This window comes from Methylovulum sp., assembly GCF_028687615.1.
Taxonomy (GTDB): Bacteria; Pseudomonadota; Gammaproteobacteria; order Methylococcales; family Methylomonadaceae; genus Methylovulum.
Genome location: NZ_JAQTZU010000007.1, coordinates 18,062 through 44,116 on the forward strand (window position 1 = coordinate 18,062; position 26,055 = coordinate 44,116).

The 26,055-nt window shown below is 45.4% G+C and carries 32 protein-coding genes; 29 read left to right on the plus strand and 3 right to left on the minus strand.

The features are described 5' to 3' along the window. Positions 1–3: 3 nt before the first annotated feature. The 9 genes from PHH59_RS05515 to PHH59_RS05555 all read left to right on the plus strand — a co-directional run bounded on the left by PHH59_RS05515 (position 4) and on the right by PHH59_RS05555 (position 9,550). Positions 4–1,380: a 2-oxo acid dehydrogenase subunit E2 gene (locus tag PHH59_RS05515; RefSeq protein WP_300012442.1), complete on the plus strand. Its 1,377-nt coding sequence runs from the start codon at positions 4–6 to the stop codon at positions 1,378–1,380. 105 nt (positions 1,381–1,485) lie between these two features. Then, positions 1,486–2,952 carry a dihydrolipoyl dehydrogenase gene (lpdA, locus tag PHH59_RS05520; RefSeq protein WP_300012445.1) on the plus strand — a complete coding sequence of 489 codons (1,467 nt, stop codon included), beginning with the start codon at positions 1,486–1,488 and terminating at the stop codon, positions 2,950–2,952. Positions 2,953–2,977: 25 nt separating this feature from the next. Further along, a complete protein-coding gene (locus PHH59_RS05525; RefSeq protein ID WP_300012448.1) occupies positions 2,978–3,841 on the plus strand; it encodes an Rpn family recombination-promoting nuclease/putative transposase in 864 nt (287 codons plus the stop codon). Between the two features lie 17 nt (positions 3,842–3,858). Then, positions 3,859–4,653 (plus strand): ABC transporter permease, encoded by a 795-nt coding sequence (locus tag PHH59_RS05530; RefSeq protein WP_300012451.1) that lies wholly within the window; start codon positions 3,859–3,861, stop codon positions 4,651–4,653. Positions 4,654–4,655: 2 nt separating this feature from the next. Then, positions 4,656–5,375 carry an ABC transporter ATP-binding protein gene (locus PHH59_RS05535; RefSeq protein WP_300012454.1) on the plus strand — a complete coding sequence of 240 codons (720 nt, stop codon included), beginning with the start codon at positions 4,656–4,658 and terminating at the stop codon, positions 5,373–5,375. Positions 5,376–5,428: 53 nt separating this feature from the next. Continuing rightward, positions 5,429–6,739, plus strand: coding sequence for a glycosyltransferase family 1 protein (locus PHH59_RS05540; RefSeq protein WP_300012457.1), 1,311 nt, complete (start codon positions 5,429–5,431; stop codon positions 6,737–6,739). Positions 6,740–6,741: 2 nt separating this feature from the next. After that, on the plus strand, positions 6,742–7,863 hold the full coding sequence (locus PHH59_RS05545) for a glycosyltransferase (RefSeq protein ID WP_300012460.1): 1,122 nt from the start codon (positions 6,742–6,744) through the stop codon (positions 7,861–7,863). A gap of 90 nt (positions 7,864–7,953) precedes the next feature. After that, entirely contained in the window at positions 7,954–8,856 is a 903-nt protein-coding gene (locus PHH59_RS05550; RefSeq protein WP_300012464.1) for an FkbM family methyltransferase, read from the plus strand. 529 nt (positions 8,857–9,385) lie between these two features. Beyond that, the gene (locus PHH59_RS05555; RefSeq protein WP_300012467.1) at positions 9,386–9,550 is read left to right on the plus strand and encodes a hypothetical protein; all 165 of its coding nucleotides are present in this window, start codon (positions 9,386–9,388) and stop codon (positions 9,548–9,550) included. A gap of 117 nt (positions 9,551–9,667) precedes the next feature. On the opposite strand, the gene PHH59_RS05560 is transcribed toward PHH59_RS05555, so the two are convergent. Further along, entirely contained in the window at positions 9,668–10,126 is a 459-nt protein-coding gene (locus tag PHH59_RS05560) for a hypothetical protein (RefSeq protein WP_300012470.1), read from the minus strand. Continuing rightward, complete coding sequence (locus PHH59_RS05565; RefSeq protein ID WP_300012474.1) at positions 10,123–10,410, minus strand: nucleotidyltransferase domain-containing protein; 288 nt, start codon at positions 10,408–10,410, stop codon at positions 10,123–10,125. The genes PHH59_RS05560 and PHH59_RS05565 overlap by 4 nt, the downstream gene beginning before the upstream one ends. A gap of 121 nt (positions 10,411–10,531) precedes the next feature. Between PHH59_RS05565 and PHH59_RS05570 the strand changes: the two genes are divergently transcribed. Genes PHH59_RS05570 through PHH59_RS05580 form a run of 3 tightly spaced genes read left to right on the plus strand, consistent with a single transcriptional unit; the run spans position 10,532 to position 14,450 of the window. Next, positions 10,532–11,485 carry an SDR family oxidoreductase gene (locus PHH59_RS05570; RefSeq protein ID WP_300012476.1) on the plus strand — a complete coding sequence of 318 codons (954 nt, stop codon included), beginning with the start codon at positions 10,532–10,534 and terminating at the stop codon, positions 11,483–11,485. Continuing rightward, positions 11,485–12,501 carry a glycosyltransferase family 4 protein gene (locus PHH59_RS05575; protein ID WP_300012479.1) on the plus strand — a complete coding sequence of 339 codons (1,017 nt, stop codon included), beginning with the start codon at positions 11,485–11,487 and terminating at the stop codon, positions 12,499–12,501. The genes PHH59_RS05570 and PHH59_RS05575 overlap by 1 nt, the downstream gene beginning before the upstream one ends. After that, positions 12,498–14,450, plus strand: coding sequence for a nucleoside-diphosphate sugar epimerase/dehydratase (locus PHH59_RS05580; RefSeq protein WP_300012482.1), 1,953 nt, complete (start codon positions 12,498–12,500; stop codon positions 14,448–14,450). The genes PHH59_RS05575 and PHH59_RS05580 overlap by 4 nt, the downstream gene beginning before the upstream one ends. Positions 14,451–14,577: 127 nt before the next feature. Here the strand turns inward: PHH59_RS05580 and PHH59_RS05585 are convergent, their stop codons facing one another. Continuing rightward, entirely contained in the window at positions 14,578–14,730 is a 153-nt protein-coding gene (locus tag PHH59_RS05585) for a hypothetical protein (protein ID WP_300012485.1), read from the minus strand. Between the two features lie 293 nt (positions 14,731–15,023). Here PHH59_RS05585 and PHH59_RS05590 point away from each other — a divergent pair, with 293 nt between their 5' ends. The 17 genes from PHH59_RS05590 to tatA all read left to right on the plus strand — a co-directional run bounded on the left by PHH59_RS05590 (position 15,024) and on the right by tatA (position 26,048). Further along, positions 15,024–15,932, plus strand: coding sequence for a LysR family transcriptional regulator (locus tag PHH59_RS05590; RefSeq protein ID WP_300012488.1), 909 nt, complete (start codon positions 15,024–15,026; stop codon positions 15,930–15,932). A 195-nt stretch (positions 15,933–16,127) separates the two neighbouring features. Then, complete coding sequence (locus PHH59_RS05595) at positions 16,128–16,520, plus strand: rhodanese-like domain-containing protein (RefSeq protein ID WP_300012490.1); 393 nt, start codon at positions 16,128–16,130, stop codon at positions 16,518–16,520. A gap of 120 nt (positions 16,521–16,640) precedes the next feature. Continuing rightward, positions 16,641–18,452, plus strand: coding sequence for a translational GTPase TypA (gene typA, locus PHH59_RS05600; RefSeq protein WP_300012493.1), 1,812 nt, complete (start codon positions 16,641–16,643; stop codon positions 18,450–18,452). Positions 18,453–18,507: 55 nt separating this feature from the next. Continuing rightward, positions 18,508–18,714, plus strand: a complete 207-nt coding sequence (locus tag PHH59_RS05605; protein ID WP_300012495.1) for a 2-oxoisovalerate dehydrogenase — start codon at positions 18,508–18,510, stop codon at positions 18,712–18,714. Further along, positions 18,711–18,950: a type II toxin-antitoxin system HicA family toxin gene (locus PHH59_RS05610; RefSeq protein ID WP_300012498.1), complete on the plus strand. Its 240-nt coding sequence runs from the start codon at positions 18,711–18,713 to the stop codon at positions 18,948–18,950. The genes PHH59_RS05605 and PHH59_RS05610 overlap by 4 nt, the downstream gene beginning before the upstream one ends. Positions 18,951–19,068: 118 nt before the next feature. After that, a complete protein-coding gene (locus PHH59_RS05615; RefSeq protein ID WP_300012501.1) occupies positions 19,069–20,391 on the plus strand; it encodes an HNH endonuclease in 1,323 nt (440 codons plus the stop codon). Between the two features lie 121 nt (positions 20,392–20,512). Further along, entirely contained in the window at positions 20,513–20,683 is a 171-nt protein-coding gene (locus tag PHH59_RS05620) for a hypothetical protein (protein WP_300012504.1), read from the plus strand. Positions 20,684–20,855: 172 nt separating this feature from the next. Continuing rightward, a complete protein-coding gene (locus PHH59_RS05625; RefSeq protein WP_300012507.1) occupies positions 20,856–21,284 on the plus strand; it encodes a DUF29 domain-containing protein in 429 nt (142 codons plus the stop codon). A gap of 34 nt (positions 21,285–21,318) precedes the next feature. Next, positions 21,319–21,912 carry an imidazoleglycerol-phosphate dehydratase HisB gene (hisB, locus tag PHH59_RS05630; protein WP_300012510.1) on the plus strand — a complete coding sequence of 198 codons (594 nt, stop codon included), beginning with the start codon at positions 21,319–21,321 and terminating at the stop codon, positions 21,910–21,912. 215 nt (positions 21,913–22,127) lie between these two features. After that, positions 22,128–22,763 carry an imidazole glycerol phosphate synthase subunit HisH gene (hisH, locus tag PHH59_RS05635; RefSeq protein ID WP_300012513.1) on the plus strand — a complete coding sequence of 212 codons (636 nt, stop codon included), beginning with the start codon at positions 22,128–22,130 and terminating at the stop codon, positions 22,761–22,763. Between the two features lie 63 nt (positions 22,764–22,826). Beyond that, positions 22,827–23,561 (plus strand): 1-(5-phosphoribosyl)-5-[(5-phosphoribosylamino)methylideneamino]imidazole-4-carboxamide isomerase, encoded by a 735-nt coding sequence (gene hisA, locus PHH59_RS05640; protein ID WP_300012516.1) that lies wholly within the window; start codon positions 22,827–22,829, stop codon positions 23,559–23,561. Further along, entirely contained in the window at positions 23,558–24,037 is a 480-nt protein-coding gene (locus tag PHH59_RS05645; protein ID WP_300012519.1) for a hypothetical protein, read from the plus strand. Before hisA ends, PHH59_RS05645 begins: the two co-directional genes overlap by 4 nt. After that, positions 24,019–24,336, plus strand: a complete 318-nt coding sequence (locus tag PHH59_RS05650) for a hypothetical protein (RefSeq protein ID WP_300012522.1) — start codon at positions 24,019–24,021, stop codon at positions 24,334–24,336. The genes PHH59_RS05645 and PHH59_RS05650 overlap by 19 nt, the downstream gene beginning before the upstream one ends. After that, positions 24,333–25,106, plus strand: a complete 774-nt coding sequence (hisF, locus tag PHH59_RS05655) for an imidazole glycerol phosphate synthase subunit HisF (RefSeq protein WP_300012525.1) — start codon at positions 24,333–24,335, stop codon at positions 25,104–25,106. Before PHH59_RS05650 ends, hisF begins: the two co-directional genes overlap by 4 nt. After that, positions 25,103–25,489, plus strand: a complete 387-nt coding sequence (gene hisI / locus PHH59_RS05660; protein WP_300012528.1) for a phosphoribosyl-AMP cyclohydrolase — start codon at positions 25,103–25,105, stop codon at positions 25,487–25,489. The genes hisF and hisI overlap by 4 nt, the downstream gene beginning before the upstream one ends. Beyond that, a complete protein-coding gene (locus PHH59_RS05665; RefSeq protein WP_300012531.1) occupies positions 25,486–25,806 on the plus strand; it encodes a phosphoribosyl-ATP diphosphatase in 321 nt (106 codons plus the stop codon). Before hisI ends, PHH59_RS05665 begins: the two co-directional genes overlap by 4 nt. Before the next feature lie 26 nt (positions 25,807–25,832). Beyond that, on the plus strand, positions 25,833–26,048 hold the full coding sequence (tatA, locus tag PHH59_RS05670) for a Sec-independent protein translocase subunit TatA (RefSeq protein WP_300012534.1): 216 nt from the start codon (positions 25,833–25,835) through the stop codon (positions 26,046–26,048). Positions 26,049–26,055 lie beyond the last annotated feature (7 nt).

The window sequence follows — 26,055 nt, forward strand, 5'->3', positions numbered from 1 at the left end:
AATATGACCGATAATAATAAAATAACTGGTTTGTGCGAAATTAAGGTTCCTGATGTCGGCAACGTCCCGTCCATTGACGTTGTTGAAGTGCTGATTAAAGTCGGTGATGTCATAGCTTTGGAACAAACAGTTGCCACTTTGGAGACCGACAAAGCCACGATGGAATTGCCATCCAGCGCGTCTGGCACGGTCAAGGAAGTGTTCATCAAAGCGGGTGATAAAGTCACGGAAGGAACCCTGATTGCCACCGTGTTGACGGAAGATGCAGGGCTGGGCTGCGCCGGTTCCCTACCGGCTGGCGGCATTGCCACCGTCCCTGGCGGTCATAGTGCGGCGAAACCGGCAGAAGTGCCCGCTCTTGAAGTTGCCGCGCCGCCAGTGCTTGCAGCAAGCCCGGTGCCAGTTGCCGGACCAGCCACCGCACCGATACCCAAAACCGTTGCGGTAGCCGCAGAACCATCTGCGCATATCACGGGCGTAAAGGCCCATGCCTCGCCATCAGTGCGTCTGTTCGCGCGGGAATTGGGTGTGGACATCGGTAAAGTCACGGTCGGTAGTGGACGCAAAGGCCGTATCCTGAAAGAAGATGTGAAGCTGTTTGTCAAAAAAGTCATGGCGGCAGGTTTGCCAAGCACAGGCGGTGCGGGCATTCCCGCCATCCCTGCTGTCGATTTTACCCAGTTCGGCGGGATTGAAATGCTGAAACTCAGCAAAATCAAACGCCTGACCGGACAGAATATGACCCGCGTCTGGCTGAATTTGCCGATGGTGACTTACCACGACGAAGCCGACATCACCGATCTGGAAGCTTTCCGCACCGTGTTGAACGGCGAAAAAGGCAAGGACGACATTAAAATTACCCCGTTGTTGTTCGTCATCAAGGCTTTGGTTGCCGGAATGCAGCAATTCCCCCATTTCAACGCCTCGCTGTCCAGTGACGGTGAAAGCCTGATCCTGAAAAAATATTGCCACATTGGCATTGCCGTCGATACCCCGAATGGTTTGGTCGTCCCCGTCCTGCGAGATGTCGATAAAAAATCCATCAACCAATTGGCGGTCGAACTGGCGGAAAAGAGTGCGAAAGCACGGCAGGGTAAATTGATGCCTGCCGATATGCAAGGCGGTTGCATGACCATTTCCAGTTTGGGCGGCATCGGCGGCACGGCGTTTACACCTATTGTCAACGCGCCGGAAGTGGCGATTTTGGGCATTACCCGCCACAAAATGCAGCCGGTTTGGAACGGTAAAGAATTCGTCCCACGTCTGATGTTGCCATTGGATTTGACCTACGATCACCGCGTCATCGACGGTGCCGAAGGGGCGCGTTTTATGAACGTGATCAAACAAAACCTGAGCGACATCCGCCGCTTGTTGCTTTAACTGGTAGCTTGGGGTGAGGGTACGAACCCCAACGGCGTACCATGAATTGATTGTTGGGGAGTCTTTCGTCTCCCCAACCTACGTTATAAATTCAAGGAAATTATCATGACAGAAACAGTTTTGAATGCAGAAGTCGTCGTCTTGGGCGGCGGCCCAGGCGGTTACAGTGCCGCGTTCCGTGCGGCGGATTTGGGCAAGCAAGTGGTCTTGGTCGAGCGCGAACCCGTGCTGGGCGGAGTTTGTTTGAATGTCGGTTGCATTCCGTCAAAAGCCTTGTTGCACACCGCCTTGATTATCCACGAGACGCAAGAAATGGCGGAACACGGCATTAGCTTCACTAAGCCGGAACTGGATTTGGACAAAATCCGCTCTTGGAAAGAAAGCGTCACCAAAACCTTGAACGGTGGCCTGTCCGGCCTTGCCAAACAACGCCAAGTCACCGTGCTGCATGGCGTTGGGCAATTTACTTCTGCCAATAGCTTGTCGGTGCAAGGGGAAACGGAAACCACCGTGGTCAACTTCCAAAACGCGATCATCGCCGCCGGTTCCCAACCCACCAAGATTCCGACTTTTCCGAACGACGACCCGCGCTTGTGGGATTCCACCGACGCGCTGGCCTTAAGCCAAATCCCGAAAAAATTGCTCATTGTCGGTGGCGGTATTATCGGCTTGGAAATGGCGACGGTTTACCATGCCTTCGGTTCAGAAATCAGCGTCGTGGAATTGATGGACCAAATCATTCCCGGTTGTGACAAGGATTTGATCACTCCGCTGTTCCGCCGTATCAAAAAACAGTACAAAGATATATGGCTGGAAACCCGCGTCACCGCGATTGAAGCGCAAGAGGATGGCTTGAAGGTTTCCTTTGACCGCGCCGATTCCCTATCGGCTGGCGGCATTCCCACCGTCCCTGGTGGTCAAGGTAAAGGCGCGCCGGAATCGGAATTATTTGATGCCGTGCTAGTTGCCGTAGGCCGCCGACCCAACGGCAAGCTGATTGCCGCCGACCTGGCGGGTGTCAACGTCAACGAACAGGGCTTTATCCCCGTTGACAAGCAACAACGGACTAATGTGCCGCATATCTTCGCCATTGGCGATATTGTTGGCAACCCGATGCTGGCGCATAAAGCAGTTCATGAAGGTAAAGTCGCCGCCGAAGTCATCGCCGGGCATAAAGCCGGATTTGATGCGTTGACCATCCCGTCGGTCGCTTACACCGACCCTGAAATTGCTTGGATGGGCTTGACTGAAACCTGCGCCAAACAGCAAGGCATAGCCTATGACAAAGCCGCGTTCCCGTGGGCGGCTAGTGGCCGTTCCTTAAGCATGGGCCGTAAAGAAGGCATCACCAAGATCCTGTGTGAGAAAGAAACCGGCAGGATTCTGGGGGCGGGCATGGTCGGCCCGAATGCGGGCGAGTTGATTGCTGAAGCGGTGTTGGCCTTGGAAATGGGCGCGGACGCGGAAGACATCAGCTTGACTATCCATCCGCATCCGACTTTATCTGAAACTTTTGCGTTCGCGGCGGAGATGATTACCGGCACGATTACTGATCTTTACATCAAGAAATAACCGTTACGGAACATTTTTTTAAACAATGAAGCGCAAACTTATCGCCTTTGATTGGGCCATCAAACGTCTGTTACGCAGCAAAGCTAATTTTGGCATTCTCGAAGGCTTTTTAAGTGAATTGCTAAAAGAAGACATTTTTATTTTGGAGGTGTTGGAAAGCGAAAGCAATCAAGATTATCAACGCGACAAGTTCAGCCGCGTTGATCTCAAAGTTCGCAACAGCAACGGCGAAACCATCATTATCGAAATCCAGTACGATAGGGAGTTTGACTATCTGCAACGCATTTTCTACGCGGCTTCCAAAGCCGCGCTGGAATCGATGCAGGCGGGTAGCGAGTATGCCGACATCACCAAAGTCATTTCCGTCAACATCCTCTATTTTGATTTGGGGATAGGCAAAGATTATCTCTATAAAGGCAGCCCCCGCTTCATTGGTGTGCATGGGCATGACTTGCTCCAATTGAACGACAAACAAAAAAAGTTGTTCCAAAAAAACACCGTCGAGGCTCTGTATCCCGAATATTATTTGATTAAAATAAATAGTTTCAATGATATTGCCAAAGACACCTTGGATGAATGGATTTATTTCCTGAAAAATGAAGAAATAAAGCCGGATTTCACCGCCAAGGGCTTAAAAGAGGCGGAAGAAAAACTTAGCCTCATGAAATTGCCGCCAGAAGAACAGGCCGCGTATGAGCGTTATCAGGACGATTTGCATTATCAGGCCAGCATGTTCCAATCCACGTTTGTTGACGGCTATCTCGAAGCCACCCAAGATATAGCTTTGAACTTGTTGAAAAAAGGTACGTCCATTGGGGTTGTGTCAGAAGTGACGGGCTGGTCTGCAACCGAACTGAATGCTCTCGCCCTTAAGCCTGCCGACCAGTGATAAATACCTCAATCTAAATGTTATCCACATCAAAATTTGCTGGCATGGCCGATATTGCCCAAGCTTTTCAATGCACCCGCATTATTGTTTTTATGGCGTTCAGCGATGTCAAGGCCCGCTATAAGCGCAGTGTTTTAGGTCCGTTATGGCTAACATTAGGTACGGCGGGCGGTTCGGCGGGTTTGGGATTTATTTGGAGCGAACTGTTCCATGTGGATGCCACTACGTTTGTCCCTACACTGACTGCCGGACTGATTTTGTGGCAATTCATTTCCGGCATCATCACTGAATCCACCGTGCTGTTCAGCCGCCAAGCTTCGATTATCCGCAACCTTAATTTGCCGCTGGCAATCCATCCGGCGCAGTTGTTACTAAGGCACTTGATTAATCTGGCACATAATGCGCCGGTTTTTTTTATAGTGGCCTTGGGTCTGGGGCATCCCATAACTTTAACTGCTTGGCTGGCCTTGCCCGGCCTTATCCTGCTTGCCTTAAACCTGCTTTGGCTGGCTTTGTTCATTGGCTTGGTCGGCGCGCGGTTTCGGGATATTGAATATCTCACGACGATGGTCATGCCGTTACTTATGCTGGTTAGCCCCGTATTTTACCGCCCCAACTATCTGCCATTCAGTGAGCATATTATATGGTTCAACCCGTTTTCGCATTTTATCGAAATTGTCCGCTATCCTTTATTAGGCTCGCCGCCGCCGATTTTTGTGGTTGAAACCCATTTGGTCATGCTGGTTGTTGGCTGGGGCGTAACGCTGTGGCTATTTAACCGCCAGCATCATCGCGTCGCATTTTGGGTGTAAGCATGGCTATTCTTAAATTCGATAAAGTGACGGTGCAATACCCCATTTACAACAGCCGCAGCATGTCCTTGCGTAACCAATTGGTGCGTATCAGCACGGGCGGGCGTATTGAAAGTGAAGCCGGGCATATCCAAGTCGTCACTGCCCTCAATGAGGTCAGTTTCGGGTTGAAAGATGGCGATTCGGTGGGGTTGATAGGGCATAACGGGGCGGGTAAAAGCACGTTATTGCGCACAATGGCAGGTGTTTACCATCCGATCAGCGGCAGTGTTGTCCGGCAAGGGCGGGTCGCCACGGTGTTGGAACTGGGCGCGGGCATGGACCCTGAATTATCCGGTTACGAAAACATTATCCGCATGGGTATTTTAATGGGCTTGTCCATGGCGGAAATTCTCAGCAAAACGAAAGAAATCGAAGACTTTACCCAGTTGGGCGATTTTTTGCAGTTGCCAGTACGTACTTATTCGTCCGGTATGGCAACTCGGCTGATGTTCGCCGTCGCCACTTCCACAGCGCCGGATATTCTGCTGGTCGATGAAGTGTTTGGCACGGGCGACGCGGAATTTCAGGTTAAGGCTAAAGAACGTATGGAGGCGTTAATCAAATCAGTGGGGATTTTTGTGTTTGCTTCGCATAACCATGAGTTAGTCCGCCAGTATTGCAATCGGGTGTTTAGGTTAGAGCATGGGTGTTTGCTAGAAGTTGATATAAATGCTATTTGATAATCGATAAACTTGATAAAACTTGAATTAACTTATTGTTTTAATTAAAAAATATGAAAATTGCTATTGATGGGTTTAATCTTGGTTTTGCGCAAGGGACGGGAATTGCTACATACGCCCGCGAATTGTCAAAAATATTGGCTGCAAATAATCACGAAATTTATACCTGTTATGGTTTAAACGGAGTGGGTCAAAATCCTGAATTGGTTTGGTCGCACTTTATTCAAAGTTTGACCATCTATGGGGAAGCCAGCCGTCATGATGTTTCCAGATGGGCTGTATATAGTGGTCGCTACTTATTAAAGCATTTATTAAGGCAGCCAATACAGGCTAAGACTATTCCTGTAAATGCCCTGATTGATATATCTGCACTTAGGGAACGATTACCTCCTGCTGAGATATTGAATATCCCCTCTGTATTTAGGGTATCGCAATTCTATTCATTTATCCTAAATCGACCACTTGAAATAAGTTTTCCCAAAGACCAAAAAGTGGATATATTCCATGCGACGTGTCCTTTGCCAATTTCAATGAAAAATGTGGCAAATGTTGTTACTTTCCACGATATCATTCCTTTGGTTTTGCCTCAAAGCACAGAGGTTAATCTACGGCATTATCAACGTATCCTTAAACTTTCGATTAAGAACGCTGACATGATTTTTACGGTATCTGAACATAGCCGCCGCGACCTTATATCGTATTTTGATATTCCAGAAGACAAAGTTTATGTCACTTATCAAGCCGTTGATATTCCGAACCGTTATCGGGAGTTAGATGATGAGTCAGTGTCATTGTTTTTAGAACGTAATTTTGGTTTGAAACGAAACAAATATTTTCTTTTTTTTGGCGCAGTCGAACCTAAAAAAAATATTGCCCGTATTATAGAAGCTATGACTATCGCCAAGACAGATTATCCAATCATTATTGTCGGTAAAGATGGTTGGCTCTATGATGATGTGAAACGCTTGATAGCCCAGCTTCATATACGATCTGCTGGAAAAAGGCGGTTTCGGCGTATTGAGTATTTACCATTCCGGCAGCTCATGTATCTTTTGAAAGGGGCATGCGGACTTGTCTTCCCATCACTTTATGAGGGTTTTGGTTTGCCGGTTTTGGAAGCAATGACAATGAAATGCCCCGTTATCACTTCAAATGTCAGCTCTTTACCTGAAGTGGGCGGTGATGCCGTGATGTATGTTAATCCTCTTGATGTTGGAGAAATTGCTGCTGCTATAGATCGTCTGGCGAGTGACAATGCGTTGCGTACTGAACTGATAGCACGGGGCTTAAAACAAGCTGAAAAATTTTCCCCTGCCAATCATTTGCAGCGGCTTGAGATGGGTTATCAGCTCGCCATGAGATAACTATGAAAGTTCTGCATGTCTACAGAACCTACTTCCCAGACCCCCCGGGTGGTTTGCAAGAAGCCATACGGCAGATTGCCCTTGCGTCAAAAGCATTAGGTATTGAATCGAGGGTATTTACCTTATCACCCACCCCCGTTCCCAGTGAAATTGATTTGCCCGAAGCTAAAGTGATCCGTTGCCGCTCACTTGCTGCACCGGCTTCTTGTAATGTGGGGGGGATAGATGCGGCCATTAAATTTCGGGAGCTAGAGAATTGGGCCGATATTGTCCATTATCATTTTCCTTGGCCTTTTGCCGACATTTTGCGTTTATTCGGTCCGCACAGTAAGCCCGCAGTGATGACCTACCATTCTGATATTATAAGGCAGCGTTATTTGGGGTATCTCTATGCGCCATTAATGCGCACAACTTTACAGTCGATGGCAAGGGTCATAGCAACATCGCCTACTTATGCAGCAACCAGTCGTGTTTTGCAGAATGTAGTATCCAGCGAGAAACTGCAAGTGATCCCTTTGGGGATTGCGGATTATCGGGATGAAGCTTTAGGCGACGATAGCGACTATTTGAAAACATTGTTGGTAGATAATGACCAGCCTTTTATACTGGCTTTGGGGGTTTTGCGTTATTACAAAGGTCTGCATGTATTGCTTGAGGCGGCGGCGGATATCAAAGCGAAGATCGTTATTGCCGGTTCTGGTCCAGAAGAAGGTTATTTGAGGGCGTTACTGGCCCGAAAAAAAATAACCAATGTTGTTTTTGCTGGTCAAGTTTCCAATGGGCAAAAACAAATCTTATTAGCAAGATGTTACGCTTTTGTTTTAACATCCCATCTTCGCTCCGAAGCTTTTGGAATGGTGTTGGTCGAAGCGTCTATGTTTGCTAAGCCAATGGTGTCCTGTGAATTAGGTACAGGGACATCGTTTGTGAATATTAATGGTGAAACGGGCTGGGTTGTGCCGCCGGAATCTCCCAAGCAATTAGCCCAGGCATTAAATAGTTTAATTGACGATGTGTCGTTAGCGTTGCGTATGGGAATTGCTGCACGGTGGCGCTATGAACGGTTATTTTCCAGCGAGGCATTAGGTGAAGCTTACGCAGAACTTTACAAGTCAGTAAATTGAGGCAATTTTGACGTTTAAGCAAGGTTCTGAACAAATATATCATGGTAGTAGGATAATGATGAAGGTTAATTTGATTAAATAGGAGGGTTTATGTTTTTTAAAAAGTTTAAAAATTTGTATAAATATCTGGTTTCGTGCAAACAGGTATCGGTTGATATTGAACGAATAAACGAGCTTGCTTTTTATATTAATATGATTAAAAACGGTATGTCTGTTTATTTAGGAGATAATTTGGCAATAACTCGGTTATTTACCGGACAAAAAATGTATGTCGATACCCGCGACGTATCGCTTGCCCCGCATATTTTATTAGAAGGTGAATGGGAACCACAGATAACATCAATATTTAGAAAATATGTTGAAGAGGTATCTACGGTTTTTGATATTGGTGCCAACTTTGGATTTTTTTCCTTAATGGCTGGGACTTCAAACCATAAAGGTTCTATTCATATTTTTGAAGCCAACCCAGACCTTATTCACATAATTATTAAAAACGTTTCTGTTAATGGCTTGACTAACAGATCAAAGGTCAATCATTTTGCCGTCACTAACAAAAGCAATGAAAAAGTGACAATTAATATCTTTAAAGATTTATGGGGAAGTGCAACTCTCCATGATGTTAATGATAAGAGCTTGATTGATAATTCTTACGAGGTTGAGTCCATAACAATTGACGATTACTGTAAAAAACAATTAATACAAAATATCGATATTATCAAGCTAGATATTGAAGGTTTTGAAGATAAAGCGTACGAAGGTATGCGAGAGATTATTGCTGCAAGTGATAACTTAAAGATGTTTATCGAATTCACTTTTTATGCATATGCTGAACCTGAAAAATTTTTGGAAAAAATATTTGAAGATTTTGATTTTGTTTATGCAATCAATGAAAATACCGGAGAAAAATCTAGGCTTGAAACCGTTAAACAAATGTTGCTGATGGGTTTAAACGATTGGATTATGTTGCTTTGCGCTAAAGTCCAATTAGATTAAGCTTCGATCAACGGGAAGCCTATATGTATAGCTCCTTCTGTATTGTATCAATGAATAGCGAAGTAACGGTTACGGATTTTGCCAAAATATCCAGTTCATCCTTATTTAACAGCCTGGGCAGATTTTCTTGATGGTGATTCATAAATTTTACCTATGGGCTATCTGAATCCAGTATAGTGGACTCCAAAAAAAACAGACAGTAGTTTAACACGACCGAATATAATTATTTGTCTGACGAAAGGACTATTGATAGCTGGCCAACGGTGTTGTTTCTACGCGAGCATTTTAAAGGGCTATGTTACCGTTAATTATGGAAATAAAAATCACTTATAAATTAGTGTGTTTTATGTAATTTCTAGCATGTCTATGTCTGATAAATTAAAAGCTTCAACAATGAAATGTATTTTTCCTATTGATAAGCCTAGAAATAACATAATGCCATGATATTTATAAATTTATATTTCAACAATTAACGGTAACATAGCCTTTTAAAGAGCTGGCACAATATCTTGCAAGTAAAGGACACCAAATGCTTGGGCCTGATTTTGATGTTGGCAAAGGTGTCTTAGATAAGTTTATAGATGTTCCTCCGTACGCTTTGGGTGAAGGTTGGCTTTCACAAGATCAATGGTCTGATAACAATCAGGCTGCACATTTAAAATTAGCTATTGATGGTTTTGCTTGTACATGTTAGGGAATAATTGTTAGGAAAGCATCCTAACAACATTAGGATTTCTTACACTCTTGTTGTAGCGTATAACGTTTACTGCATAAAGGGTTTCATATAGTTATCAATGGCATTGAGACAATTTTATCGTTTCGCCAGCTTTTGGATATAAGCCGCCACATCATCAATGATTTTTAACAGCAACCCGCTGTAATCCAACAGGGGTTTAAAAATGCTGGTTATATCGTCCAGGCAGTATTCATGGGCAATATCGTTCCTGAGTTTTCTGATCGCATATAAATCATCCGCGTTTTCCACTAGCCCCATTTTTTCAGACAAATTGCAGCGGTCGATAAAAAACTTGGCATCTTCTTGAAGCAGGATAAACAGTGTTTTTAATACTTTTTGTGTCAAAATGTCGCTGCTTCTGGCAAAGCGTCCGCTTAAGGATTCAAACTCGCTCAACTCTGGCATAGTGTAAGTGTTTTTTAAACCGATATGCTGGCATTGGGTAAATGAATAGCGAAGTACGGTCACGGATTTTGCCAGTAACTCCAGTTCCTTATTTAACAGCTTGAACAGATTTTCTTGATGGTTATTCATAATTCTATGGCTTCGTTGAGGGCGATGTCTTTAAACACATCATTTGAGGAAAATTCAAAGCTGACCAAATCCAGTTTCTGTTCGCCAAATGCCCTGAAAAATTCGCGTTCAATCGTTGCTTTTTCTAAAAAATCCAGTGTCCTCTCCCCTAAAATCAACAGGTCAATGTCGCCACCTTTTTTCGTGTCATCCACTCGGCTGCCGAACAGATATATTTTGGCAGTGGGCATAATCGCTTTGATTGCTGTTTTTAGGTGGTCAATTTTATTGCTGGCAAGTCTCATGGCCTGTTCTCGTTGGGGTGCTGGATGTCTTGTTTACCATATTGCTTTCATTGGGTTGCCGGTTCGTATTATAACGCATAACAATAACCGCATGTTTGCTACAGATTGGGTGGCTTAGGTTATGGATAATGTGCTGGTGACGGGGGCGGCGGGTTTCGTTGGCAAAGCCTTATGTGTTGAACTAATCGCCAAAAACTTTAATGTCACGGAGGTTACCCGTTTATCCGGGGTGCTTGATTGCCAGGTGGGCAGGATCGGTATTGAGGGCATTGACGGTCACACCGATTGGCATACGGCACTAAAAAATATTGAGGTGGTTGTCCATCTTGCGGCGCGTGTCCATGTTTTGCATGAAACGGCGGTTGATGCGCTGGCGGAGTTCCGCAAGGTCAATGTTGAGGGAACGTTAAACCTTGCCAGGCAAGCCGCCGACGCAGGTGTCAAACGCTTTGTTTTTATCAGCACAATCAAGGTCAATGGTGAGAATACCCTGCCCGGACACGCTTTTACGGCAGATGATGAACCTAACCCCGTTGATTTCTATGCAATTTCCAAGCGGGAGGCTGAAGATGGTTTACGCCAACTGGCTTTAGTTTCGGATATGGAAGTGGTGGTTATCCGTCCGCCTTTGGTGTACGGGGCGGGAGTCAAAGCTAATTTTCAGGCCATGATGCAGTATTTGGACAAAGGTTTGCCATTGCCGTTGGGCTTGCTTGCAAATAAGCGCAGCTTGGTCGCGTTGGATAATCTGGTCGATGTTATTATGCTTTGCATGACGCATCCGGCGGCGGCTAACCAGACGTTTTTGGTCAGTGACGGTGAAGATTTGTCCACTACCGAATTATTGCACCGTCTCGCTTATGCTATGGGTAAAAAAGCACGGTTGTTGCCGGTTCCGGTAAATTTATTGAAGGGTGCTTTGTTTTTATGGGGTAAAGGGGCAATGGTCCAGCGTTTATGCGGCAATTTGCAAGTTGATGATGCTAAAACCCGTCAGCTTTTGGCGTGGGCTCCACGGGTGGATGTTGACCTGGCCTTGTCCCAAACCGTACAGCATTATTTGGCGTCACATTGATGATTATGCTGATGTTGTTGTTGTCCGCTTTTTTTATAGCGGTGGTTTTGACGGGTATTTTGCGCCGTTACGCCCTTGCCAGCTCCCTGCTTGATATTCCCAATGACCGTAGTTCGCATCATATCCCTACGCCGCGTGGTGGTGGCTTGGCGATTGTCGGCGTTTTTCTTGCCAGTGCGCCGGTATTTTTTGGCCTGGATATATTGACCTTAAATGAGCTGTGGGCTTTTTTAGGGGCTGGTGCATTGGTTGCCTTGGTGGGTTTTATCGATGACCGCCAACATGTCCCTGTCCATCTGCGTTTATTGGCGCATCTGTTTGCTTCCGCTTGGGCTTTGTTTTGGTTAGGTGTGCCTCCTATCCCTTTATTTGATTCGCCGCTGAGCTCAGGAATCGCCAGCTTGCTGGGTATTTTTTATCTGGTTTGGCTGTTGAATCTTTATAATTTTATGGACGGAATTGATGGTTTTGCGGGTATTGAAGCTATCTGTGTTTGTTTCGGTGGCGGTTTATTGTACGGGTTGGTGCTTGACGGTAACGGGCATTATTGGCCGCTGTTTTTGCTGGCAATGGCGGTGGCGGGTTTTTTGTGCTGGAATTTTCCTCCTGCCAAAATATTTCTGGGTGATGGCGGCAGTGGTTTTTTAGGGATAGTATTAGGCATTTTTTCTCTTCAAGCCGCGTGGTGTTCCCCGCAATTTTTCTGGAGTTGGTTGATTTTGTTAGGTGTATTTATTGTGGATGCGACATGGACTTTGTTGCACCGTCTATATCAAGGGGAAAAAGTTTATCAAGCACATCGCAGCCATGCTTACCAGAAGGCTGCCCGCCGCTACGGGGCGCATAAACCGGTAAGTTTGGCGGTGGCGATGATCAATGTATTTTGGTTGTTACCGATGGCTTTATGGGTAGGAATGGGTGGGATTAATGGCCTGTTTGGAATGCTGTTGTCTTATGTTCCGCTGTTTATTTTGGCTGTAATTTTTAAAGCCGGTGCTAAGGAAGTGGCAGAGTGAAAACGCGGTTGGCGCATTGGTTTACGGAACTTTCCAGACCTAAAAAAATAGGTATCCTCATCGCTACCGATGTGCTGTTTTCTGTGTTGGCTTTGTGGCTGGCATTTTCATTGCGCTGGGGGGTTTGGTATGCGCCCCGTGGTGAAGAATGGTATTTGTTTGTTGCCGCACCTTTTATCGCCGTGCCTATTTTTATTCGATTGGGCTTGTATCGCGCCATCGTCCGTTACATCGAGATGCGTGCCTTATGGACAATTTTTCAGGCGACAACGCTATATGCGCTCGTTTTTGCATTTGTCATTTACCAATCCAGCATCCCGGTCATTCCACGGACAGTAGCACCGTTAAATGGTTTGTTAATGATGTTACTGGTCGGTAGCAGTCGTTTTTTTGCAAGATGGTGGTTATCCGATAATTATTCCAGCTTGTCTGGAACGCGTAATACCGCTTTGTGCAGTAAAAAGAATGTCATTATTTATGGTGCGGGAAGTGCCGGGATACAGTTGGCGGCGGCTTTAACGCATGGTCGGGAATACAATCCCGTCGCTTTCATTGATGACAACCATCTGTTGCATAAACAAAAAATTAATGGCGTTAAGATTTATTCGCTCAGCTTGCTTGCTTACGTCATAAAGCGTTATCAAATTTCCGATATTCTTCTGGCGATGCCTTCAGTAAGCCGGTCGCGGCGAAGTGAAATTATCCGTTTGCTTGAACCCTATGCCGTCCACGTCAGATCGATGCCGGGATTGGCTGATATAGCCCAGGGCAAGGTGACTTTTGATACCTTGCAAGAAGTGGATATTGCCGATCTTTTGGGGCGGTATTGCATTGATCCTGATCCTTCGCTGATCCAGTCTACGATTAACGGTAAAGTGGTCATGGTGACTGGTGCCGGCGGTTCAATAGGCTCCGAACTCTGCCGACAAATTATCCGTCTACAACCCACGTCATTGATATTGTTTGAAATATGTGAGTTTGCTCTGTACACCATAGAAAAAGAATTGCAACACTTGCTTTCTAAAATGGCCGGGTCAACAACGTTTGAACTGGTTGCTGTGCTAGGTTCAGTCCTTGACTTTGAGCGGGTGGAAAAAATTTGCCAGACTTTTAAAGTACAGACGTTTTACCATACCGCAAGCTATAAACATGTGCCTATCGTGGAAAGGAATCCGGGTGAAGCGGTTTGGAACAATATTTTCGGAACCTTGCATACCGCCCAGGCCGCCATTGCCGCCCAAGTAGAAAAATTCGTGTTGATTTCCACCGACAAAGCGGTCAGGCCGACCAACACGATGGGGGCGACCAAACGTTTTGCCGAATTGATTTTGCAGGCGCTCAGCGTCAATCAGGAAGATACCCAGCAAACGTGTTTTACTATGGTGCGTTTTGGCAATGTCTTGGACTCGTCAGGTTCCGTAGTCCCCTTGTTCAGGGAGCAAATTGCCCGTGGCGGGCCGGTTACGGTGACCGATCCCCGTGTCATCCGTTATTTTATGACCATACCCGAAGCGGCGCAGTTAGTGATACAGGCGGCGGCGATGGGGCAGGGCGGCGATGTGTTTGTATTGGATATGGGCGAGCCTATCCGTATCCTTGATTTGGCCAAGCGGATGATCCATTTAAGTGGCTTGGAAGTAAAAAATGAAGACCATCCCGATGGCGAGATTGAAATCAGTTTTATAGGTTTGAGACCGGGCGAGAAGCTTTTTGAGGAATTATTGATTGGCGACCATGTTTCGGAAACCAGCCATCCTAGAATAATGCGGGCAAAAGAGCCGGTTATTTCTTGGGCAGAGTTGCAAATCATGCTCAAGCATTTGAAGGCGGCCACTGAGAATGACGATTATGTCCAGATTAGGAGTATTTTGACGAGTGCGGTGGCCGGCTTTGTGCCACAGTGTGGAATTAGTGATGTGTTGTGGGAAAAAAATCTGCGGAAAGATTAGCCGGAAGTTTTAGGCAAAAAAAAACCTCCCAAGGTTTTGCACGATGGAAGGCCGAAGTCCAAGCAGAGTATTATGAGGAGTAACTGCTTGAGGTATAACACCAGGAGGGTTGTTAAATGGTTTGAACTCAACTTTTCAGTTGGGTTCTCATCACAATGTTGCTATAAATAGCCGCAGTTGCAAATAATACGGTTGAGAAAATAAATTGACCGGAAATAAAACTCCAAATACCGGCAATAAACAGTAAACCAATCAATATGTCTTTCTTAAAGTCGTTCATTGTCTTATTCCTGTAAAGTAATTAAAAATCTTCAAACAGCGTTGGCAGTTGATAAATTTTGCTTTTTCACTAACTTGATGCTTACTATACAGAGATAAATTTTGGATACAATACGCCAAATAATAAATTGATTGACTGCATTTAAGAAACAATTAAAATGTCAACATTTTATTGATAGAATGGTTACAGATTATGTAGCTAATTGAACAGATTTCATGAAAATGACCAAGAAAAGTTGTAAAAGGGTTTATTGGACGTTTTTGAGGTTGTTTTCAGGATATTGAGGAAATGAAGTGGACAAGTTAACCAGTATGAATGTTTTCGTTCGTGTCGCCAGGGCGGGAAGCTTTGCGGGCGGTGCGCGTGAACTCGGAATTTCGAGGGCTATGGCAACCAAGCACATTATGCAGCTTGAAGGGAGCTTGGGAACTCGGCTATTTAACCGGACCACCCGCAGTTTAAGCCTTACCGATGTCGGTGCGTCCTATCTTGAGCGTTGCCAACAGGTATTGCTCGATGTTGAAGAAATGGAATCAGCGGTCACCCATTTGCAAACCGAACCGCGCGGTGTGCTAAAAATCAGTGCCCCGCCAGTCATTGGCGCAAGCCATATCACCCGTGCAATTTCGCAATTTTTGAAAATACACCAAGACTTGACTGTGGATTTGATTTTGCAAAGCAGTCCTGGTGATTTGATTGATGAAGGCATAGACGTTGCGATTTACTTGGGTGCGCTGGACGACACCAGCATGGTGGCAAGAAAATTGGCAAGTTCCTCTATGATTGTTTGTGGATCGCCCGATTATCTGGCCCGTTACGGTATACCACAAACGCCTGAGGATTTAATTGGACATAGCTGTTTGGTCAACTGGGCCAGTTCTCCAAGAAATAAATGGCAGTTTAAAAGCGAGTCCGGCCACACAGTGGTTACCGTTTCTGGACGTATGCAGGCCAATGTTGCCGATGCGAATCGGGTTGCCGCGATAGATGGTTTAGGCTTGGTGATGCTGGCTTCTTATGTGGTCGCCAGGGATATTGAAAAAGGTAAGTTAAAAGCCGTATTGGAAAATTACACGCTGCCGCCTTTAGATATCCATGCCGTGTACCCACACCGGAAATATTTATCCGCCAAGGTAAGGCGTTTTTTGGATTTTTTACAGGAATGGTTGGGCCCACAAGTTACCATGCCAGGCTCCGAATAATCAGCAACAATGTTTTTTTAACGACCCAAAACCATCTTTACTGTCGGTTTTATCAGTAGATTTCTTGACCATGACTGTTTGGATGCGATAATAGGCGGACTTTGTCACCGACAATTCAGCGCATTGGCCATTCAGTATTGGCTGAAAGCCTTCCTATCTTGATAAATTGTAAGAATAAATCCAATTGAGCGGTCAATGATAATAAACCTATCCCCACTTCAGGCTTGGGAATTAATGCAGCAACAGCCTGATGCCGTATTGATTGATGTCAGGACAAAATTTGAGCATAGCTTTATTGGGCACCCTGTGGGGGCGGTCCATGTCGCGTGGAAAGAACTTCCCGACTGGTTGTTAAATCCAGATTTTGTCCCCTTCGTCATCGAGTCCGTGCCAGGCCGCGACACGCCAATTTTGTTATTGTGCCGTAGTGGACAGCGTTCGTTGGAAGCCGCCAACGCTTTGCAGCAGGTTGGCTATACCCAGCTTATTAACATTGAAGGCGGTTTTGAAGGGCCATTGGATGATGATAAACATCGCAACTCCTTAGGCGGTTGGCGTTTTCATGGCTTACCGTGGCAACAAAACTAAAGCCTCGCCAGTATCCACTATCCGTTCCTGATGGCGAACCGCCATCTTATTATCGAATCCAAGCCAGATTAAGCTGTTATCGGGCAAACCTGTTTATTTAACTTCTAGAGTACATCCAAAGTGATTGAAAAATTAAGAAATATCGCCATTATTGCCCACGTTGACCACGGTAAGACGACCTTGGTTGACAAATTGCTCCAACAATCCGGCACCTTCGCCGCACACACTAAAGTGACCGAACGGATGATGGATTCCAACGATATTGAAAAAGAACGCGGCATCACCATCCTGGCAAAAAACACCGCCTTGGATTGGAACGGCTACCATATCAACATCGTCGACACCCCAGGCCATGCTGACTTTGGTGGCGAAGTCGAGCGTGTGTTGTCGATGGTCGATTCGGTTTTGTTGTTAGTCGATGCCGTTGACGGCCCCATGCCACAAACCCGATTTGTCACCCAAAAAGCCTTTGCCCTAGGTTTGAAACCGATAGTCGTCATCAATAAAATTGACCGTCCGGGCGCACGGCCTGACTGGGTTGTCGATCAAACTTTTGATTTGTTTGACCGCTTGGGCGCAACTGATGAGCAGCTCGATTTTCCTATCGTTTTTGCCTCGGCAATCAATGGTTACGCCGGTTTGGAACACACGATCACCGAAGGCGACATGACACCGTTGTTTGAAACCATCGTGTCCAAAGTGAATCCGCCGCCGGTTGATATTGACGGCCCCTTCCAAATGCAGGTTTCCAGCCTCGATTACAACACTTATGTCGGCGTGATTGGTGTAGGCCGTATCCAACGGGGCACTATCAAACCCAACCAACCTTTGGTTATTGTCAACCGCGAAGGCGTGGAACGTAAGGGCCGTATGTTGCAGATTTACGGCTTTCACGGCCTAGAGCGCGTAGAAGTCAGCGAAGCGCGTGCGGGCGATATTATTGCTTTCGCCGGGATCGAAAAACTGGAAATTTCAGACACCATCTGTAACCCCGAAGCCGTTGAAATCATGAAACCGCTCACCGTGGATGAGCCGACCGTGACCATGACCTTCCAAGTCAACAACTCACCGTTTGCTGGCAGGGAAGGCAAGTTTGTCACCACTAGGCAAATCCGTGACCGTCTTGAAAAAGAACTGCAACACAACGTCGCGTTAAAAGTTGAAGACACTGGCGACCCGGACAAATTTAAAGTATCAGGCCGTGGCGAATTGCATTTGTCGGTCCTGATCGAAAACATGCGCCGCGAAGGTTTTGAAATGGGCGTGTCGCGTCCAGAAGTTATCATCAAAGAAATTGACGGTAAAAAATGCGAACCCTTTGAAATGGTCACTATCGAAGTGGAAGAAGAACACCAAGGTACGATCATGGAAAAATTGGGCGACCGTAAAGGCGATTTGACCAATATGGTGCCCGACGGCAAAGGCCGCATCCGTTTGGAATACATGATGCCGTCACGCGGACTGATCGGCTTCCAAACCGAATTTATGACCGCAACCTCAGGTTCCGGCTTGCTCTACCATGTCTTCGACCATTACGGCCCGATGAAAGCAGGTGAAGTTGGTAGCCGTCTGCGTGGCGTAATGATTTCCATGGTGGCAGGCAAAGCCGTGACTTATTCCTTGCATCCCTTACAAGAACGCGGCGAATTGCTGTTGGTCAATGGTGATGAAATCTACGAAGGCATGTTGGTCGGCTTGCATTCCCGCAGCAATGACTTATGCGTCAACCCTTGCAAACCGAAACAATTGACCAACGTCCGCGCTTCCGGTACGGATGAGAGTTTGGTGCTGGCGCGTATCCAAAAAATGACTTTGGAACAAGCGTTGGAATTTATTGCGGAAGACGAGTTGGTGGAAGTCACGCCTAAATCTATACGTCTGCGTAAGAAATTGTTGACGGAAAATGAGCGCAAACGCGCGGCGAAAAGCTAACGTTATTTAGTAAGCAAGTGTGGGCGTTTTTCGCCCACACCAAGAGGTAATAACCATGAATGAAATTATCTTCTTAGTTGAAGATGCGCCCGAAGGCGGATTTATCGCTAAAGCTTTAGGCGCATCCATTTTCACCCAAGCTGATGATATCAATGACTTGCATCATCAGCTCCGCGAAGCCGTAGATTGCCATTTTGAGCCAATAGACAAACCTAAAATTATCCGATTGCATTTTGTCCGTGAAGAAGTGATTGCGGCATGAAATTGCCCCGTGATATTTCTGGATTGGAGTCGGCTAATAAACTCGCTGTCTTAGGTTATGGGATTACGCGCCAGAACGGTAGCCATATCCGTTTAACGACTCAGCAAAAGGGTGAACACCATATTACTGTTCCGCAACACGATCCGTTAAAAGTTGGGACGTTTTCGGCTATTTTGAGTGATGTTGCTAAACACTTTTCAATCAGTCGTGAAGATTTAATAAAGTGGCTGTTTTAAGATTAAGAGATGGTAATTTTCGAATGTTAGGTTTCCACTATTGCTCCAACCCAAGAGCCATCATTTAACCTACACATAAAATAAATAGAAACACAACCTTAAACAAACAAAATAAAGTATGGCTTCAAAATTTTTAAACTCTCTTGGTGATAAAGAATATGAAGATTTAACTCTTAAACTTTTAAGTATCCAAAACCATTGCTGTTTCATTTGCATTGAGAAGATTGACTTAAAACTCCATACGACAAACATTGACCATATCACACCGCTTGCTAACAAAGGCAGAGACAGTGAAGAAAATTTTGCGGTGACACACGAGAGTTGTAATAAATCAAAGCAAGATGCAGATTTAAAAATTGCAAGAATCCTTTTCAAGTTGAAAAAGATACAAGAAGAAACTCTTATCAAAGAAAATAAATCAGCTTCACTTAAACAGGTTTTGAGATATTACAACGGTTCAAAGTTTGACTTCAAATACTCAGTTGACGGCAATAAATTAAAGTACAGTTTTTCCGACATTGGTGACAATGGTATTTATGAAACTGAAATACAAACCGACTATCTTTCAAAAGAACAAACTTGTTTCATTTCTCTGCCACTTGAATACATTTTTCACGATGAGTTAATAAACCCAAGAGGAATAAACAGCAGTATTAGCAAGCTTGTAAAAGAGTTTGAAAAGAAAAATCCTCAATTGCATTTGAGTTTGGGAAGAATTGAAGAAAATACAATCAAAATATTTGACGGGCAACATAAAGCCGTAGCACAAATACTTTTAGGAACTAAAAAGCTATTAATACGAGTTTTTCTTTCGCCAGACATTGATAGATTAGTAGAAACAAATACAAATGCAGGAAGCGTTTTAAGCCAAATTGCCTTTGACAAATCAGTAATGAGGCAACTGAATAACACACTCTACTATGAAAGAATTAAAAAGTATCAAGACGACCACAATTTAAAAGCAGATGATTTTTCTTTTTCAGAGCAAAAGTTAGTGGAGTATTTCAAAGGCGACAATGCAAATATTAAGAAGTACATCATCGACAGTATCAAACATTCAATAACTGAAGCTAATGAAAATAAATTGAAAGATTACATTGATAGGGAAGGGAAAGCTAAAGAGGTTCCCATATCGTACAGTGCATTTGATAAATCATTTCTCACCATTTTTATTGACAGCAAACTATTGCTCCCGTCCCCTATTAACTTCAATTCTGATGAAGGGCTCAACCCAAGAGAGTTAGAAATAAGTCAGATAATTACTTTGCTCAATATTATTGCGGAAGAAATTTACATCAATAAATTCCTTCCTGAAATTGGAGTGGGGAAAATTGAAAATAAAATTATGGCTGGCAAGGACAATGATATTACAGACGACCATTTGATTGCTTTTCGTATGAGTAAAGAAGAAATTATGTTTAACTGGCTGGGCTATATCTAAAGATGTCATCGTAAATTATTTCAGTAATACAGGAAAGAAATTCAACAACAATTCTTTGTTTCAACAGAAATTTGACGATCAACTTTGGAGCAACATTAGAAACTTTGTAATAAATTTAAAAATGCTTCCATTATGGAAAGACCGGGCAATAGCTAATACAACTTTTTCAGGAAAGAAAAATTATGACTATTGGAAAACAATTTTTGATACTGGAAAAAGTTTAGATAATGTTCCTGTTTTAACAAAGCCATTAAACTATGTTGAAATGATAAAGCTAAACCAAACCGATTGATCAAGTGACTGCAAACCTTGGCCGACATATTCAATATTGCCGTAGATTGGGTTAGAGGTGGCGTACTAATAGTGGGCTTTTAGGCGGCTCAACATTTTGAGTTTCGATATGTTGGGTTATTACTGCATCGCATAATCCAACCTAAAAGTCTCTTATCCGAAGAGGTTTCATAATGAGCAATTATCAAAAAGACTTTTACGGTTGGACGTGCGAACAAGCTGAGTTGCTTAGGGCTGGGCGGTTTAACGAGTTGGACGTGTTAAACCTTGTTGAGGAAATAGAAACAATGGGTAGAAGCGAAAAACGTGAGTTCGAAAGCCGCCTTACCGTTTTACTGGTGCATCTTTTAAAATGGCAGTACCAGCCGACTCGCCGTGGCCGTAGTTGGCAATTGACAATTCAAGAACAGCGTCTTGAGTTTTTTGATGTGCTAAACGACAATCCAGGATTAAAACCGCAATTACAGGCACTACTAACGCATTCCTATCGGAAGGCTAAAATCAGGGCATCGAAAGAAACAGGCTTGGATATGGATGTTTTTCCAATGGCTTGCCCTTGGGAATTTCCCCAACTTATGGACGATGCTTTTTTGCCTGATTAACCGCTCCTGAAATGGCTTCATTTTATTTAAAATTATGACCCAAAGAATCGCCACCATCGAGCGCAACACGCTCGAAACCCAAATCAAAATTTCCATTAACGTGGATGGCACAGGCCAAGCCAGTTTTACTACAGGCGTGCCGTTCCTAGACCACATGCTAGACCAAATGGCCCGGCATGGTTTGATCGACATGGACATCGTCGCCCACGGCGATTTGCAAATTGACGCGCACCACACCGTGGAAGATGTCGGCATTACGCTAGGGCTAGCGGTGGCGAAAGCCATTGGTGATAAAAAAGGCATCGTCCGTTATGGACATTCATACATTCCGCTGGATGAAGCCTTGTCGCGGGTGGTGGTGGATTTTTCCGGTCGTTCTGGCTTGTTTTACAATGTCACGTTTCCGCGTGGCATGATCGGCTCGTTTGATGTCGATTTGTTCCGCGAATTTTTCCAAGGCTTTGTCAACCATGCGGGCGTGACTTTGCATATTGACAACCTCAAAGGTGTCAACGCGCACCATATTGCCGAAACGGTTTTCAAGGCGTTTGGACGCGCTTTGCGGATGGCGATGACAGCCGACGAACGTATGGCGGGCATTATGCCTTCCACTAAAGGCACACTTTAATCTATACCGTTTATTGTCCACGAAAAACACGAAAGGCACGAAAGGCACGGAATTAATCCGTTTTAAGTATTTACATACCTGTTGGTGTAGGATTAACCTCAAGCAATCCTATTATTTTGCAAATTACTTTTTCGTGCTTTTCGTGTCGCCTAATGCGCCTACTGTTGGCTTTCGTGGACAAAAATGATTTATAACATCATCTTTACTGAATTTTTATGTCTTCTGTTGCTGTAATTGATTATGGAATGGGCAATTTGCATTCGATTGCCAAAGCCTTGCAACATGCCGCGTCTGATATGGTCGTGTGCGTCACCGCCGATGCCCGGACGATCTTGCAAGCCGACCGCGTGGTGTTTCCAGGCGTTGGGGCGATACGCGATTGTATGCACGCTTTACATGAGTCCGGTTTGGCGGAGGTGGTTTTGCAAGTCGCCAAAACTAAACCCATGCTGGGCATTTGTTTGGGAATGCAGGCACTGTTGACTGATAGTGCAGAAAACGGTTTGACCTGTGGATTGAACGTTTTTTCCGGTCACGTTGTACGTTTTGCCGATGACCTCGCTGATGCTGATGGTACGCGTCTGAAAATCCCCCACATGGGGTGGAATCAGGTCCGGCAACAGCCGCATCCTTTATGGCAAGGCATTCCCCAGGACAGCCGTTTTTATTTCGTCCATAGCTATTACGCTCAGCCTGATGAGGCGTCCATCGTTGCGGCGACCACCGATTATCCAACCCCGTTTGCCTGTGCATTGGCGCAAGACAATGTCTTTGCCGTACAATTTCACCCCGAAAAAAGCCAGGCCGTAGGCTTGCAATTGCTGAACAATTTTTTGCACTGGGATGTGTAGGGCCGTGAGAGGCGCGTCACCTAATTCCGGTCATGTCTTTATTGAGTTGAGGAACCACTTGTTATGCTGTTAATCCCCGCTATCGATTTAAAAGAAGGGTTGTGTGTGCGCTTGCGCCAAGGCCGCATGGAAGATGATACGGTGTTTTCCGATGACCCGGTGGCGGTGGCGGGGCGTTGGGTGGCTGCGGGGGCAAAGCGTCTACATTTGGTTGATTTGGACGGGGCGTTTGCGGGCAAGCCCAGAAACGCCGAGGTAATCCACGCGATAGTCGAAGCCTACCCTGATTTGATCATCCAAATCGGCGGCGGCATCCGTGACGAAGAAACGGTTGAAGCGTACCTGAATGCAGGTGTCGAGTATGTGATTATCGGCACCAAAGCGGTGAACGAACCGCATTTTGTCCGTGATGTGGCGATGGAATATCCGCGCCGTATTATCGTCGGCTTGGATGCCAAAGATGGCAGGGTTGCCGTGGATGGCTGGTCGAAACTGTCCAAACACGATGTCATTGATCTGGCCCGGCATTTTGAAGCCGATGGCGTGGAAGCGATTATTTACACGGATATTGCCCGCGATGGCATGATGCAGGGTGTCAACGTCGATGCCACCGCACGCTTGGCACGGGCAATTACAATTCCGGTGATTGCTTCGGGCGGCATCACCAATCTTGACGATATTAGGGCATTGGGTGCTTTTGCCCATGAAGGCATTATGGGTGCGATTACCGGACGCGCCATTTATGAAGGCACGTTGGATTTTGCTGAAGGGCAAAAAATTGCGGAATGTTATTCATGAACAGTGCTGCTGAAATAAAACAGTTGGCTGATGTACGATTAGAAGAAGCGGAAATATTGTGTGTGGCGGGTAAATATGATGGCGCATTTTACTTGGCGGGATATAGTGTCGAACTTATGTTAAAGGCTAAAATTTGTGAAAATTTTGGTATTGATGCTTTATTTGACGAAAGCTTACAAACGCCTTACGGCATTAGAGCCGTCAGGGACTCAGTCAAAAAACATGATATTAGGGTATTGTTCATTTACAGCGGGTTGTTAGCTAAGTTTCAAAAAGCAAAAGCATATAAACAAAAGCTAATGACAGCTTATAGTTATTTGATTAAGGCATCAGGGAAAGACACAAAAGAAGATACATTATGGAGCGAACAGGTTAGGTATCTGCCCATCGGCTCTAAAAAACAGCAAGAAGTGCAAGAGCTTATTGAATTGCTAAAAGATAATGAAGGGTTATTGAAATGGATAAGAGACAATTAGAGTCAGAGCTGGAAACTTTCAAACAAGCGTGTATTGCTGAAGGCTGTATCCGTGCAGATAATGAATATGGCTTTGAGTTTGAAGAAACCTATCCAGGGATATTCATTATTAATGTCAATGCTACAAAAAACTGGTTAAATGACAAATATCATGTTTCCGCATTAAATGATCTGATCGGGTTGCTTTATAGGACAACCGAACTTGAAACACGAGAAAGCATTCTTACCCTCCGGCTTTGCCAAGAAGATGAATTTAACCGAGTTTCCTACGATACCTTGCCTCCCCAAAAAGCCGCATGACCCTAGCCAAACGCATCATCCCCTGCCTAGACGTTGACAATGGCCGCGTCGTTAAAGGCGTAAAATTTGTCGATATCCGTGATGCAGGCGATCCGGTCGAAATCGCCCGCCGTTATGACCGCGAAGGCGCGGACGAAATCACCTTCCTCGACATCACCGCCACCCATGACAACCGCGACACCATTGTCCATGTCGTTGAGCAAGTCGCCAGCGAAGTGTTTATTCCGTTGACTGTAGGCGGAGGCATCCGCACCTTGGATGATATTCGCCGGATGCTTAACGCCGGAGCGGACAAGGTCGGTATCAATAGCGCGGCGGTGTTCCGCCCTGAATTTGTCCAAGAAGCGGCGGAGCGGTTCGGTTCGCAATGTATCGTCGTCGCCATTGATGCGAAAAAAACCAGCCAAGACGGTGCAGCGGCACGATGGGAAATTTTTACCCACGGTGGGCGTAAAGCCACAGGTATAGACGCAATCGAATGGGCGAAGAAAATGGTCGCTTACGGGGCAGGGGAGATACTGCTGACCAGCATGGATCGGGATGGAACCCGCGAAGGTTTTGATTTGCCTTTGACCCGCGCGATTAGCGAAGCCGTTGCCGTGCCAGTGATTGCTTCCGGTGGTGTTGGTTTGTTGGATCATCTGGCGGATGGTGTCATACAAGGCAAAGCCGATGCGGTGTTGGCGGCGAGCATTTTCCATTTTGCCGAATATACGGTGCAGCAGGCCAAAGAACACATGCGCACCCGTGGCATTGAGGTGCGCTTATGAACTGGTTAGATGAAATTCGCTGGACAGCAGATGGTTTAATTCCCGTCATCGCCCAACAATCCGCTAATGGCAGGGTGGTGATGTTCGCGTGGATGAACCGTGAATCCCTGGTTTTGACCGCCCAAGAAGGCTATGCCGTGTATTGGTCGCGTTCACGCAATAGGTTATGGCGTAAAGGCGAAGAATCAGGGCATCGGCAAAAAGTCATCAGCATCCAACTGGATTGTGACGAAGACGTGATTTTGCTGGAGATTGAACAAGAAGGCGGCATCGCTTGTCACACTGGGCGCGAAAGTTGTTTTTATCGGCAGTTGCGTGATGGGCAATGGCAAGTGATTGATCCGGTTATCAAAGATCCTGAAAGCATTTATAAAAAGCTATGAACGACACCTTAAGCCAACTCGCCCAGGTCTTGGAAGAACGCAAACAACAATCTGCCGACAAATCCTATGTCGCCAGTTTGTATGCAAAAGGTTTGGACACCATTTTGAAAAAAATTGGCGAGGAAGCGACAGAAACCGTGATCGCGGCGAAGAACGGCGATAAACAACAAATGGTTTATGAAACCGCTGATTTATGGTTTCATTGTATGGTGATGCTTGCCGATCAGGGCCTGCATCCTAATGATGTCTTAACAGAATTACAACGGCGTTTTGGTTTGTCCGGGCTTGAAGAAAAAGCCCTGCGTCATAATAAATAAACAAATAACCATAGTGGAGTTTGAAAATGGGTTTTAGTATTCCTCATTTGTTAGTTGTGTTGGCGATTGTCATGGTTGTTTTTGGGACAAAACGCTTGCGCAATCTAGGTACGGATCTGGGCGGTGCGATTAAAGGTTTCCGTACCGCGATTAAAGACGGAGAAGACGGCAAAAAGCTTGATGATGACGAAGACCAGGCCATTGATGGCGAAGTGACAGCCAAAAAAACCGATAAGGTTTAGCCAAGCC